This is a genomic window from Streptomyces sp. NPDC003691 (assembly GCF_053981115.1).
In genome coordinates, this window is record NZ_JBSFNQ010000037.1 from 17,486 (window position 1) to 29,851 (window position 12,366).

Here is a 12,366-nt window from a genome sequence, read left to right on the forward strand (position 1 = left end):
GGCGGGTGGGGGACGGGGCCCGGATCCCGTCCGAACGTACCGTGAGCGCCCCCGGTGCGCCCCCGGACGCACGCGGCGTCAACGGCGCGTTCCGACACTCACCCGAACGGCGTAAACCGGGCCTGGTCCGTTCGGTGTTCGCGCCGCGTCCGGAACCCGGCGCCGCTCCCCACCGGGCCCGTACGGGCAGCGGCCGCCCCGGAACCGCGGTCCGCCCGCTATGAATCCGCTCACTCCGGCCTGTAATGGCCGGAATAACACCCCTGGCCCCGGCGGAAGTTGAAAAGCCGGCCCGGCGATCCGGCTGCACCTCCTCACGCTTGCGGAGTAGTCTGCGGTGATCTTTGGTGGGGGACGGGAAGGGGACGCCGGTGAGCTCGGGAGGGCTGGAGCTACCCCCCGGTGACAGCGGTCACGAGGGGGATCCCGCCGACGTCCCGCCGGGGGCGGTGTCCCTCGCCAGACCGCTGGAGATCGGGGCGGAACTCGACTGGGACGCCGAGTCCTGGGCCGAGGTGCGCACCCGCGCCCAGCGCGCGGGGCGCGCGTACATCTGGCTGAACCTCGTCGAACAGCGGCTGCGCGCCGTCGTCGCCGCGGTCCTGCGGCCCGTGTACGAGCCCGTGCACGGCGACGACTGGGTGGTCGCGGCGGCCGGCCCGGCAGGTCAGGAGTGGGTCCAGCGGGCGGTCGCGGTACGCGAGGTCTCCCGCCGCAAGGGCTATCTCCTGGACCCCGCCGACGACAATGTGCTGTCCTTCCTGACGCTGCCCCAGCTCCGCGAGCTGATGGTCCAGCACTGGCCCTGCTTCGAGCCGTACCTCGACGACCGGCGGGACGTCGAACTCGCCCTCGACGAACTGGAAGTCACCCGGAACGTCGTCTCGCGCAACCGGGCCCTCAACGAAGCCGTGCTCGCCCAGGCGGAGCGCGCCTCCGCGCGGCTGCTGGAGATGCTCGGCAGCGGCACCGGCGGCCGGTCCGCCGACCGGCTGCCCGTCGACGCCGTCGAGGACCTGGTCGGCGACCGCTACGCCGATGTGGTCTCCGTCCACCCCGACCGGGTCCGCCTCCAGCGCCAGCTGCCCGCCGAGGACCTGTTCGGCGGGGCCCGCCGTCTCGACGCCATCGGCATCGGGCTGAACCTCCTGGTCCAGAACTTCTCCGGCCGCCGCCTGGTACGGCTCGCCGAGGGCGGGGCCCGGGTCCGGCTGCTCTTCCTCAACCCGGCGAGCAGCGCCGTCAAACGGCGCGAACGGGAACTCGGCCTCAGAAAGGGCGAGCTGAGCCGGACCGTGGAGATGAACATCCTCCATATGCGGCGGGTCCGCTCCCTGCTCCGCGACCCCGGCGCCTTCGAGATCCAGGTCTTCGACGAGACCCCGCGCTTCACCGCCTACCTCGTCGACGGCGACGGCCCCGACGGCATCGCCGTCGTCCAGACCTATCTGCGCACCGCCCGGGGCATGGAGGCACCGGTCCTGGTGCTGCGCGGCGCCCGGCGCTCCTACGTCCGGGCCGGCCAGCACGGCGACCCCGGCGATCCCGGGCTCTTCCAGACCTATCGCGAGGAGTTCGAGTCGGTGTGGGCCGACTCCCGTCCGGTCTCCTGAGCCCGGGCCCTCCGGGCAGTACGGCCCGACGGCCACGCCGGGCGCTCCGGGCACCCCGGGCTCCGCGGTGCCCGTCGCGGGAGTGCCGGTCCCAGGAGTGTCAGTGGCACATGACAGGGTGAGAAGCATCCGGGGGAGCAGCACCACCAAGGAGGGGGTCCACCATGGCCTGGCACACCGAAGAACTCGTCGGCTTCGATCTGGAGACGACGGGCACCGAGCCCTGGGAGGCGCGGATCGTCACCGCCGCCGTCGTCCGTACCGGGCCCGGGGGTGCCGCCTCCCGCCGGGTCTGGCTCGCCGACCCCGGCATCCGGATCCCCGAGCAGGCGTCCGCGATCCACGGCATCACCACCGAGCGCGCCGCCGCCGAGGGCCGTCCCGCCCGTGAGGTCGCCGACGAGGTCGCCGCGGAGCTGTGCGGGGCCTGGGAGCGGGGGGTGCCGGTCGTGGCGTACAACGCCTCCTTCGATCTCACGCTCCTCGGCGCCGAGCTGGCCCGCCACGGGCTGCCGTCACTCGCCGACCGGCTCGGCGGGCGGACCCCCGGCCCGGTCGTCGACCCGCTGACGATCGACCGTGCCGCCGACCGCTACCGCAAGGGGAAGCGCACGCTGGAGGCGGTCAGCGCGGAGTACGGTGTTGCGCTCGCCGAAGCGCACGACGCCACCGCGGACGCCGAGGCGGCGGTCGCGGTCGCGCGTGCGCTGGGCGAACGGCATCCGTCGGTGGCCGGGCTGACGCCCGGAGAGCTGCACGAGCAGCAGATCCGCTGGTACGCCTCCTGGGCCAGAGACTTCGAGTCCTTCCTGCGGCGCAAGGGCGATGCCTCGGCCACGGTCGACGCGGCCTGGCCGTTCCGCGAACCGGCCGTCGCCGCCCGCTGAGACCACCCACCGGGGCCGCGGGACCGGGGGAGCGGCCGGACCTGCCCGGTGTACGGCCGCCCGTCATCAGGGCGCGCCCGGACGCCGCGCGGCGCCGTTCGCCCGGGGCGAGGGTCCACGGCGTCCGGCGTGCCGCCAGGCGGGGTCCGGCACTCCGTACCGTCCGCCTGGGGCGCGGGCGCACGACCTCCGGCCCCGTGCCGGTGCTGCTGCGCGCCGGGCGCCGTGCGCCTCCGGGGACGGTTCAGGCCGCGCCCGCCGCCGTCAGTGCCGCGACCGGCAGTAGCAGGATCCACTGCGGCAGCCGCAGCAGTGGCCTCGGCCACCCGGCCGACAGGGTGATGACCAGGAAGACGGCCGTGTACGCGGCGAAGTGCGCGGCCGTGAACCAGGCCACCGCGCGGGCCGCCGCCGAATCGTCCGCCAGGGCGATCCAGAACAAGGCGGCCGCGGAGAGCACCAGGTCGGCACTGACCATGTGCCAGACGGCGTGCAGGGCACGCCGGGGCTCGTCGGGCATCCCGGAGGAGAGCAGCGGGCGCACCACGTCCCGGTGCCCGGCGGCGATATGTATCGCGGCGGTGCCCGCGGCGACGGCGCCGGCCGTGAGGAACCATCCGTTCACCGCAGCTCGACCCCCTTGGCGACGATGGTGGCCAGCCGTGCGGCCAGTTCCCGGTCCGGCTCCTGCCCGACCAGCCCGAGATGGAAGAACACGGCTCCCGCGAGGGTGTCCAGGACCAGATCCACAGGGGTGTCGCCGGCGATCTCCCCGCGTGCCGCGGCACGTTCGAAGACGATCGACAGCCGCTCTTTCGACGGGGCGAGGAAGTCGCCGCGGATCCGCTCCTTCAGTACCGGATCGGCGGCGAAGTCGGCGAGCAGCCCCGGCAGCGCGGCCGCGGCGGCGGGCGCGCGGAACTCGCCGACCAGACCGTGCAGCAGGGCGGTGAGGTCCCCGGCCAGGGTTCCGGTGTCGGGGGCCGGGGCCTGGTCGGTGGTGGTGAAGACGGCCTCGTAGACCAGCTCCGGCTTGCCCCGCCACCGGCGGTAGACCGTGTCCTTGCCGACACCGGCGCGGGCGGCCACCGCGCCGACGGACATCCCGGCATAGCCGGTCTCGACGAGCAGTTCGGTGGTCGCGCCGATGATCGCCTCGTGCGACCGGGGGTCCCTGGGGCGTCCTCGTGAGGACGGGGAGAGGCTCATGCCATTTATAATACGGGTCGACCCGTATGGTAATCAAGGGAGTCGGTACCCGGGCACCGTACGGAGTGCTTTCAGAACGTGCGGCGTACCTCTCGGAAGGAGTGCCGGCGCATCAGAAGGGGTGCCAGCGCACCTCGGGACGGCCGTCCCGGAGGGAGTCCACGCGGCGGGTGAACTCCGCCCGTGCCTTCGGATTCGCCGGGGCGTGCTGCGCCACCCACGCACAGCTCGCCGTCTCCCGGGCCCCGCGCAGCACCGCGCAGCCGTCCCACTCCCGGACGTCCCACCCGTAGGCGGAGGTGAACTCGTCGTACGCCGCGGGCGGCAGCCCGTACCGGTCCCGGGAGAGGGCCATCACCACGAGGTCGTGCTCCCGGAGATCCGCCGAGACGGTCTCCAGGTCGACCAGGACGGGACCGTCCGGGCCGATATGGACATTGCGCGGCAGGGCGTCGCCGTGGATCGGGCCCGGCGGCAGATGCGGCGTCAGCTCTGCCGCCGCCGCGGCGAATCCGTCGCGCCGCTCCCGCAGATACGCCGCGTCCGCCGGGTCGATCGCATCGCCCGCGAGCCGCAGCCACCGTTCGACACCGCCCAGCAGTTCACGGGGCGGCAGTACCAGACCGGCGGGCGGCGTCAGGGCGTGGATCCGCCGCAGCAGGGCCGCCAGATCCGCCGGGCCGGCGGGGCGTACCGCGTCCGGGAGGCGGTGCCAGACCGTGACGGGATGCCCGTCGACGAGCCGCGCGGCGGACTCGGCGGGACGTACCGCGGGCACCCCGGCCCCCGCCAGCCACGCGCCGACGGCGACCTCGTGCTCCGCCCGGGCCAGCAGCTCCGCCGTCCGGCCGATCTTGACGACCAGGCCGTCCACCGCGAAGACCGCGTTCTCCCCGAGGGAGAGCAGCTCCCCTGCCGGCATACCCGCCGCCGCGAGGACGTCCCGTGCCTGTGTCGCGTCCACCGTCGTGTCCGCCGCCTTTCCGTACTCACCCGTGCGAACACGCCAAAGTGTCGCATCCGCGGCAGGCGTCCTTGACGGCCCCCCGGCCGCTCAGGACCATGGCCAGGGCCAGCGAGAGTGAGGGCGGTCACACCGCCGAACCGCTTCCCGGAGGCGAAGGAGCCGCATCGGTGACGGACGCGACGACGGTTCCGCGGCCCCGCAGACTGCTCGACCACGGCGCCTGGTTCCTCGTGCTGCCCGCCCTGCTCCCGATCCTGGTGCTCAGCGTCGGCCCGCTGCTCTACGGAGTGGGGCTGGCTTTCACCGACGCCCAGGCGGGCCGTACCGAACCCACCGAGTGGATCGGCGCCCTGAACTTCCGCGATCTGCGGCAGGACACCCTGTTCTGGGAGTCCTTCGGCATCGGACTGGTGTGGGCCGTCGGAGTGACCGTCCCCCAGTTCCTCCTGGCCCTCGGGCTGGCACTGCTGCTCACCCAGAAGCTGCGGCTGCGCTGGCTGGCCAGATCGCTGGCGATCATCCCCTGGGCGATGCCGGAGGTCGTGGTCGGCATCATGTGGCGGCTCGTCTACAGCCCGGACGCCGGGATCCTCAACGAGACCATCCGGGACTTCGGGCTGGGCGACGGCCGCGACTGGCTGACCGGTCTGGGCACCGCGCTGCCCGCGGTGATCGTGGTCGGCATCTGGGCGGGTCTGCCCCAGACCACGGTCGCCCTGCTCGCGGGCCTCCAGAACACCCCGCGCGAACTCCACGAGGCGGCGGCCCTCGACGGCGCGGGGGCCTGGCGCCGGTTCCTGACCGTCACCTGGCCCGCCCTCAGACCCGTCGCCCTGGCGATCACCGCGCTCAATCTCATCTGGAACTTCAACGCCTTCGCCCTGGTGTGGGTGCTCACGGCCGGCGGCCCCGGCGGCCGGACCCGGCTGCCCACCCTCTTCGCCTACGAGGAGGCGTTCCGCTACGGCCAGTTCGGCTATGCCGCGGCGATGGGCTGCGTCATGGTCGCGGTGATCTCGGTGGTGCTGGCCGTGTTCCTGGTGGGCAGGCTCCGAGGAGGGGACGAGAAGTGACCCGTACCGCCCCGGCGAAGCCGCCGCGGACCCGTGATCCGTGCCGGACCCGTGATCCGCGCCGGACCCTGGGCCGCGCCGGCCAGTACCTCGCCCTCGCCGCGTATCTCCTCTTCCTCGCCCTGCCGTTCCTGTGGCTGCTGTCCACGGCCGTGAAGCCCGCGAAGGAGCTGGGGTCCCTCCACCCCACCTGGATCCCCGACGAACCGACCCTGGCCAACTTCCGCCAGGCGTTCGACGAGCACCCGCTGCTGCGGGCCGCCGGGAACAGCCTGCTGGTCGCGCTGGCGGCGGCGGCGATCGCCGTACTGATCGCCACCCCGGCCGCCTATCTCATCGCCCGTACCCGGGGCAGACCGGCCACGCTGGCGACGGGCTGGGTCGTGGTCAGCCAGGCCTTCCCCTTCGTCCTGCTGATCATCCCGCTCTTCCTGGTGCTGAAGAACCTGCGGATGATCAACACCCTCTGGGGGCTGATCCTGGTGTACGTGGTCTGGGCGCTGCCCTTCGCGCTCTGGATGCTCGCCGGATACGTCCGGGCCGTACCGCGCGAACTGGAGGAGGCGGCCGCCGTCGACGGCGCGGGGCGGCTGCGGACCCTGGTGTCGGTGACCGCGCCGCTGCTGGCGCCCGGGATCGCGGTCACCGCGATGTTCGCGTTCATCATCGCCTGGAACGAGTTCTTCTTCGCCCTGGTGCTGCTCAAATCGCCGGAGAAACAGACCCTGCCGGTGGTGCTGACGCACTTCCTCGGCGCGGAGGGCGCGGCGGACCTCGGCCCGCTCGCCGCGGCCGCCTTCCTCGCCACCCTGCCGTCGCTGGTGATCTTCGCGCTGATCCAGCGGCGGATCACCGGGGGAGTCCTCGCGGGGGCGGTGAAGTGATGGGCCGGTCCCGTATGCCCGTCCCCGCCGCCCGGTCCTCCCGTACGTCCACGGCCCGCAGGCGGCTGCCCGCCGCCGTGGCCGCACTGGCGCTGCTGCTGACCCTGTCGGCCGCCTGCTCCCCGGGCGGCGCGGACTCCGCGGACGGCGAGGTCAGACTCCGCTTCCTCTCCCTCGCCTGGCAGCAGGAGTCCGTCGAGGCCAACAGGGAACTGGTGGCCGAGTGGAACGCGGCCAACCCGGGCATACGGGTCGAGTACGTCCAGGGCAGCTGGAACAGCGTCCACGACCAGCTGCTGACCTCCTTCGAGGGCGGCGAGGCCCCCGACGTCGTCCACAACGCCTCCGACGACCTCGCCGACTTCGCCTACGGCGGCTATCTCGCGGATCTGCGCCCCCTGCTCCCGGCCCGGCTGACCGCCGACATCCCGCGAGCGAGCTGGGAGACCACCACCTTCGGCGAGGGCGTGTACGGCGTGCCCTTCCTCCAGGAGCCGAAGGTGCTGATCGCCAACCGGAAGATCCTGGCGGCCTCGGGCATCAGGCCGCCGACCGCCGAACGGCCCTGGACCTGGGAGGAGTTCCGGGAGGTCGCGCGGGAGCTGACCCGCTCGATGGGGAAGGGGCGGTACGCCGTCGCCTGGCCGCTCAGGGAGCCCGTCGCCACCACCCTCAACCTCGGTCTCTCGGCGGGCGGCAGACTCTTCCACCGGGAGTCCGGCGGCAAGGTCCGGATCCGCTTCGGCGACGGCGACGCCCTGGTGCCGGACGTCATCCGCGACCAGGTCAACGAGGACCGTACGGCGTCCCGGACCATCCTCGGCTCCGGCGGCTCCGACGCCCTGCCCGGACTCTTCGGCGGCAAGTACGCGATGGTCCCGCTCGGCTTCTCCTACCGCCAGCAGATCGCCCAGCAGGCGCCCGACGGCTTCGAGTGGACGGTCCTGCCGATGCCGGTCGGCCCCGGCGGCGCGGTCCAGGGCGTCAGTCCGCAGACCCTCTCCGTCGCCGAGGACAGCCCGCACCGGCGGGAGGCAGCCGCGTTCATCGACTTCATGCTCCGCCCAGCGAACATGGTCCGGCTCGCCAAGGGCGACTGGATGCTCCCCACGGGCACCGCGGCCCTCGCCGACCCGGCGCTGCGCGCCGAGAAGGACGGCTGGGGGGTGGGCACGGCCCTCGCCCGGGGACTGCGCCCGGCCCCCGCGCAGTCCGTACGCGGCTATCCGGAGTGGAAGGACAAGGTGGCCACGCCCGCGTACCAGGAGTACTACAGCGGGGCGATCGGCGAACGCGAACTGAAGCGCCGTCTGGAACGCGACGGGAACCTGGTGCTGGCGCGCTACCAGCGGTAGGCCCCGGGCCCGGGGTGCTGCCCCGGGGCCCCTCGTATCTCTGGGGCCCCGGAGACAGGCCACGGACGGCCCGCGGGAGACGAGTGCCGTCTTCTGCCCGCGGGCCGTCCGTGGTTGCTCGCGCGGTTCCCCGTGCCCCTGGGCGCTACACCCGGGCCGGCTCCCTGCGCTCGTCGCCCGCCTCGGGTGCCGCGCCCCGCGGCTCCGTCTCCTGCGGCTCGTCGTGGGTCAGGTCCGGGAGCCACCGCAGCCAGCGCGGGAAGTACCAGTTGTGCTCGCCGAGGAGGGCCATCACCGCCGGGAGGAGCACTCCGCGGATCACGGTCGCGTCGATCAGGACCGCCGCCGCCAGGCCCACGCCCATCTGCTTCATGGACTGCATGGACAGGGTGCCGAAGATCGCGAACACGGCGACCATGATGACGGCGGCGCTGGTGACGACGCCCGCCGTGGTGACCACCCCGTGGGTGATCGCCTCGGGCGTGCTCCGGCCGCGGACCTTCGCCTCCCGGATCCGGGAGACCACGAAGACGTGGTAGTCCATCGACAGGCCGAACAGGATCACGAAGAGGAAGAGCGGCAGCCAGGCGACGACCGCGCCCACCCCTTCGGCGCCCACCAGGGAGGCGCCCCAGCCGTGCTGGAAGACCGCTGTGAGGATGCCGTAGGCGGCCGCCACGGAGAGCAGGTTCAGCAGTACGGAGGTGATCGCGATGGTCACCGACCGGAACGACAGCAGCATCAGCACGAAGGCGAAGACCACGACGAAGCCGAAGACCGGGGCCACCGCACCGGTGATCTGGTCGGTGAAGTCCTTCGACCCGGCGACCTGGCCGGTGATCGGTGCCTCGACGCCGGAGAGGGAGCCGAAGGCCGCGGGCCTGACCTTGTCACGGAGCAGGTCCAGGCTCTTCTCGGCCTGCTCCTGGTCGGAACCGCCGACCAGCGGGACCGAGATGAAGGCGACGTTCTCGTCGGCGTGCACGGTGACCTCGACCGGCCCGCGGGAGGCGCCGGAGGAGACCGCCTGCTTGGTGAAGGCGTCGATCGCGGACTTCACCGGGGCCCCGTCGATATCGGGGGCGCGGACCACCACCGCCGCCGGTTCCGCACCGCCCGGGAACGCCTGGTTCAGCCGCTCGTACGTCGCCACGATCGGCATCGACGAGCCGAACTCCTGGTCCAGCTTGAGCTCCTGGGTCTTCATGCCGACCGCGGGCAGGGCGATCGCCGCCAGCGCGCCCGTCGCGATCACCAGGGAGGCCACCGGGCGCCGCAGCACCCGGCCGAGGACCGCGCTCCAGAACCGGCTCTCGCCGTTGCCCTTCTTCAGCTTCGCCAGGAACGGCACCCGGCCCTTCTCGACCCGGTCGCCGAGGAGCGACAGCAGCGCCGGGAGCACGGTCACCGAGCCGACCATCGCCACGGCCACCACGATCAGCGACGCCATGCCCATCGACTCGAAGTCGCCGACACCGGTGAACAGCATGCCCGCCATGGCGACGCAGACCGTCACGCCCGAGACCACCACGGCCCGGCCGCTGGTCGCCGCCGCGATCGCGATCGCGGTCTCCTTGTCCCGCCCGGCGGCCCGCTCCTCGCGCTCCCGCCGCAGATAGAACAGGCAGTAGTCCACTCCGACCGCGAGGCCCACCAGCAGCATCACCGAGTTCGCGGTGTCGGACATCGGCATCAGATGGCTGACCAGACCCATCAGACCCATCGTGGCCATGATCGCGGTGATCGCCAGGACCACCGGGATCAGCGCCGCCACCAGGGCGCCGAACGCGATCAGCAGAATGCCCAGGGCGACCGGCACGGCCGAGTACTCCGCCTGCTTGAAGTCGTCTCCGAACGCCTTGTCGAAGGTCCGCTCCATACTGGCGCTGCCGATCTGCTCGATCCGCAGCCCTTCGTGCTCCTTCTGGACCTCCGCGACGGCCTTCAGCAGCGGCTCGACCCGGTCGCCGGCCGTTTCGGGGTCCCCGCGCACATCGAACTGGACGAGGGCGCTGCGGCCGTCCTCGGCTATCGCCCCGCTGTCGTACGGGGACGTCGGATCGGTGGCCTCACCGGTCGCGGCCACGGCCTTCAGCACCGCGTCCACCGCGGACCTGAACTCCGGATCCGTCGTCTTCGGCCCCTCGGCGCCCCGGGCCGATATCAGCACCTGCTCGGTCGCCGGGTCCTCGATGCCGGCCTTGTCGATGATCCTCGCGGCCTGCGAGGTCTCACCCTTGAGCTGGTCGGTGGGCTTGAGCTCCTGCTGGCCCGCCGCCGAACCGGCGACCATCGTCACCAGGACGAACAGCACCCAGATGCCCACCGCCGCCCAGCGGTGCCGGGCGCTCCAGCTTCCGGCCCGTGCGGCGAAGCCCCGCGGCCCGCCGTCCGCGGGACGCGTTCTCTCCGCGGCTCCCGTACTCCCTCTCCGACCCATGACCGTCCGTACCCCTCCCGGCACAACGCCGGCCCCGCGCCGGCGACTTCTTGCTACGGGACACGACGCTAGGGGCGGCCGGCGGCCGGGGGATCCGCCTCACCGGTGAGCCCGGCGGGGCTCTTCTCCTCCGCCGGTAGTGGTCCGGCCCCCGAGCCCGGAACCATCGGCCCCTTACACCTACCGGGAGCGCGGCGAGGACCTACGCTGGGCGGTATGGGCAACGGATACGCGGCACTGCTGCGGGGGATCAACGTCGGAGGGCACCGCAAGGTGCCCATGGCCGAGCTGCGGGCCGTTCTCGAAGGGCTGGGACACGGCGGGGTCGCCACCCATCTCCAGAGCGGCAACGCGGTCTTCACCAGCGAATCCGGCGACGAGGACGCTCTTGCCCGCGGTCTGGAGCGGGCCATCGAGGAGCACTTCGGCTTCACCGTCGACTGTCTGGTCCGGGGCGCGGACTATCTGCGGGCCGTCGTCGACGACTGCGCCTTCCCGGCCGCGCAACTGGAGGCCCGGCAGCTCCATGTCACCTACTTCTCGGAGCCGGTGACCGAGGCCCGGTTCGCCGGGATCGACCGGGACGCCCATGCGCCGGAGGACTTCCGGCTCGGCGACCGGGCACTGTATCTGTACGCCCCCGACGGGCTCGGCCGCTCGAAACTCGCCGAGATACTGGCCCGCCCCGCCGTCACCAGGGGCCTCGTCGCCACCACCCGTAACTGGAACACCGTCAGAAAGCTCGCCGAGCTGACGGGCTGAGCGGCCGGACGGGGCCTTCGCGAGAACGGCCGGGGCCGCGCGGAGGTCAGTGGTGCCGGTGGGAGTCCCGGCGGAGGCTGAAGCCGCCCGGGAGCCGGACCGAGGCGCTGCGCCCACCGCCGCTGTGCCGGGTGACATGTGCCCGCCGACCGCCCAGCGACCAGGACAGCCCGCGCGGGCTGATCGTGACGTGCAGCAGCTTCGGGATCACGGTAATTCGCTTGTGGTAATGGAACGGCATGGGAGTCTCCTTCCCCGGGGCGCGGCTTCCATGGTGCCTTTCTGCGCACCGTCCGCGGGTCACCGGTCTGCCACGATCCTGTCACCACCGGTCCGCCGGGCCGGCCGCGGCCGACCCCGAGAAGCCCTCGGGGTCGGGGGCCGCCGGATCAGGCGGTAACCCCGAGGCCGCCGAGCACCGCCGGAACCGCTTCCGCGGGGCGTACGGCCTCCTCGTACCGCTGGAGGACCAGCCGGGCCAGCTCCGGGCCGGGGCCCAGCACGTCCGCGAGGACATCGGCGTCCCGCGCGCCCTCGGCGATCCGGTCCGGAAGCCGGCCGGGGGCGATCACATACGGGGCGACGGCCACCCGGGAGCAGCCGTCGGCCCGCAGCAGGCGTACGGCGTCCTCCGTACGCGGAAGGGATGCGGAGGCGAACGCAGGCCGCACGGAGCACCAACCGGTGCGCCGCAGCTCCCGCGCCGTTTCTGCGATCGCTGCGATCGCCTCCGGGTCTGTGGAGCCCGCCGAGGCCAGGACCAGCCCCGTCGAGCGTCGTGCGGCGGGGGTCCGGCCGGCCCCCGCCTCGTGGAGCCGCCGCCCCACCGCCGCAGTCAGCAGCGGCGACGGGCCGAGGACGCCCGCCTGCCGGATCCGCAGCCCCGGCAGCCGGACCGACGCCTCCGCCAGTACGGCGGGGATATCGGACTTGGCGTGGAAGGCCCGGGTCAGCAGCAGCGGCAGCGCCACCACCCCGGCCTCCGGGTCCTCGGCGGCGATCCGCTCCAGGACCCGGGGCACCGAGGGCGCGTTGAAGTCGAGGAACCCCGTCTCCGCGCGCAGCCCGGGCCGCAGCGACCGTACCCGGCGCACCAGGGCGTGGACGGTCGCGGCATGCCGCGGATCGCGACTGCCGTGGGCGACGACGAGAAGACGGGGTCCGTACACGGCGTGG

12 protein-coding genes are annotated in these 12,366 nt (G+C 73.1%); 6 read left to right on the plus strand and 6 right to left on the minus strand.

Annotated features, from left to right (window positions below; genetic code table 11):
- The first annotated feature begins 371 nt into the window (after positions 1-371).
- Both ACWDR0_RS18785 and ACWDR0_RS18790 read left to right on the plus strand, forming a co-directional pair.
- Positions 372-1,613, plus strand: coding sequence for an SAV2148 family HEPN domain-containing protein (locus tag ACWDR0_RS18785; RefSeq protein WP_456352805.1), 1,242 nt, complete (start codon positions 372-374; stop codon positions 1,611-1,613).
- A gap of 164 nt (positions 1,614-1,777) precedes the next feature.
- Positions 1,778-2,500: an exonuclease domain-containing protein gene (locus ACWDR0_RS18790; RefSeq protein WP_456352806.1), complete on the plus strand. Its 723-nt coding sequence runs from the start codon at positions 1,778-1,780 to the stop codon at positions 2,498-2,500.
- A 244-nt stretch (positions 2,501-2,744) separates the two neighbouring features.
- Here the strand turns inward: ACWDR0_RS18790 and ACWDR0_RS18795 are convergent, their stop codons facing one another.
- The 3 genes from ACWDR0_RS18795 to ACWDR0_RS18805 form a co-directional block, all read right to left on the minus strand.
- Positions 2,745-3,125 (minus strand): hypothetical protein, encoded by a 381-nt coding sequence (locus ACWDR0_RS18795; protein ID WP_456352807.1) that lies wholly within the window; start codon positions 3,123-3,125, stop codon positions 2,745-2,747.
- A complete protein-coding gene (locus ACWDR0_RS18800; protein ID WP_456352808.1) occupies positions 3,122-3,709 on the minus strand; it encodes a TetR/AcrR family transcriptional regulator in 588 nt (195 codons plus the stop codon). Before ACWDR0_RS18800 ends, ACWDR0_RS18795 begins: the two co-directional genes overlap by 4 nt.
- A 112-nt stretch (positions 3,710-3,821) precedes the next feature.
- Positions 3,822-4,673, minus strand: a complete 852-nt coding sequence (locus tag ACWDR0_RS18805; protein WP_456352809.1) for a phosphotransferase enzyme family protein — start codon at positions 4,671-4,673, stop codon at positions 3,822-3,824.
- Between the two features lie 170 nt (positions 4,674-4,843).
- On the opposite strand from ACWDR0_RS18805, the gene ACWDR0_RS18810 reads away from it, so the two are divergent.
- From ACWDR0_RS18810 to ACWDR0_RS18820, 3 genes are all read left to right on the plus strand, one after another.
- Positions 4,844-5,749: a carbohydrate ABC transporter permease gene (locus ACWDR0_RS18810; RefSeq protein ID WP_456352810.1), complete on the plus strand. Its 906-nt coding sequence runs from the start codon at positions 4,844-4,846 to the stop codon at positions 5,747-5,749.
- A 68-nt stretch (positions 5,750-5,817) separates the two neighbouring features.
- Positions 5,818-6,633 (plus strand): carbohydrate ABC transporter permease, encoded by an 816-nt coding sequence (locus ACWDR0_RS18815; RefSeq protein WP_456352854.1) that lies wholly within the window; start codon positions 5,818-5,820, stop codon positions 6,631-6,633.
- Between the two features lie 14 nt (positions 6,634-6,647).
- Positions 6,648-7,988, plus strand: a complete 1,341-nt coding sequence (locus ACWDR0_RS18820; protein ID WP_456352811.1) for an ABC transporter substrate-binding protein — start codon at positions 6,648-6,650, stop codon at positions 7,986-7,988.
- A gap of 145 nt (positions 7,989-8,133) precedes the next feature.
- On the opposite strand, the gene ACWDR0_RS18825 is transcribed toward ACWDR0_RS18820, so the two are convergent.
- Positions 8,134-10,428 carry an MMPL family transporter gene (locus ACWDR0_RS18825; RefSeq protein ID WP_456352812.1) on the minus strand — a complete coding sequence of 765 codons (2,295 nt, stop codon included), beginning with the start codon at positions 10,426-10,428 and terminating at the stop codon, positions 8,134-8,136.
- Positions 10,429-10,644: 216 nt separating this feature from the next.
- Here ACWDR0_RS18825 and ACWDR0_RS18830 point away from each other — a divergent pair, with 216 nt between their 5' ends.
- Positions 10,645-11,190 (plus strand): DUF1697 domain-containing protein, encoded by a 546-nt coding sequence (locus tag ACWDR0_RS18830; protein ID WP_456352813.1) that lies wholly within the window; start codon positions 10,645-10,647, stop codon positions 11,188-11,190.
- A 46-nt stretch (positions 11,191-11,236) separates the two neighbouring features.
- Here the strand turns inward: ACWDR0_RS18830 and ACWDR0_RS18835 are convergent, their stop codons facing one another.
- Positions 11,237-11,431 (minus strand): DUF4236 domain-containing protein, encoded by a 195-nt coding sequence (locus ACWDR0_RS18835; protein WP_456352814.1) that lies wholly within the window; start codon positions 11,429-11,431, stop codon positions 11,237-11,239.
- A gap of 148 nt (positions 11,432-11,579) precedes the next feature.
- On the minus strand, positions 11,580-12,359 hold the full coding sequence (locus ACWDR0_RS18840) for a sirohydrochlorin chelatase (protein ID WP_456352815.1): 780 nt from the start codon (positions 12,357-12,359) through the stop codon (positions 11,580-11,582).
- Between the last annotated feature and the right edge of the window lie 7 nt (positions 12,360-12,366).

What these genes read in the sequence shown, in the direction of transcription:
- ACWDR0_RS18790 (WP_456352806.1), top strand. Translation starts at nt 1,778, where the DNA reads ATGGCCTGGCACACCGAAGAACTCGTCGGCTTCGATCTGGAGACGACG.
- ACWDR0_RS18830 (WP_456352813.1), top strand. Translation starts at nt 10,645, where the DNA reads ATGGGCAACGGATACGCGGCACTGCTGCGGGGGATCAACGTCGGAGGG.
- ACWDR0_RS18800 (WP_456352808.1), bottom strand. Translation starts at nt 3,709, where the DNA reads ATGAGCCTCTCCCCGTCCTCACGAGGACGCCCCAGGGACCCCCGGTCG.
- ACWDR0_RS18835 (WP_456352814.1), bottom strand. Translation starts at nt 11,431, where the DNA reads ATGCCGTTCCATTACCACAAGCGAATTACCGTGATCCCGAAGCTGCTG.
- ACWDR0_RS18820 (WP_456352811.1), top strand. Translation starts at nt 6,648, where the DNA reads ATGCCCGTCCCCGCCGCCCGGTCCTCCCGTACGTCCACGGCCCGCAGG.
- ACWDR0_RS18825 (WP_456352812.1), bottom strand. Translation starts at nt 10,428, where the DNA reads ATGGGTCGGAGAGGGAGTACGGGAGCCGCGGAGAGAACGCGTCCCGCG.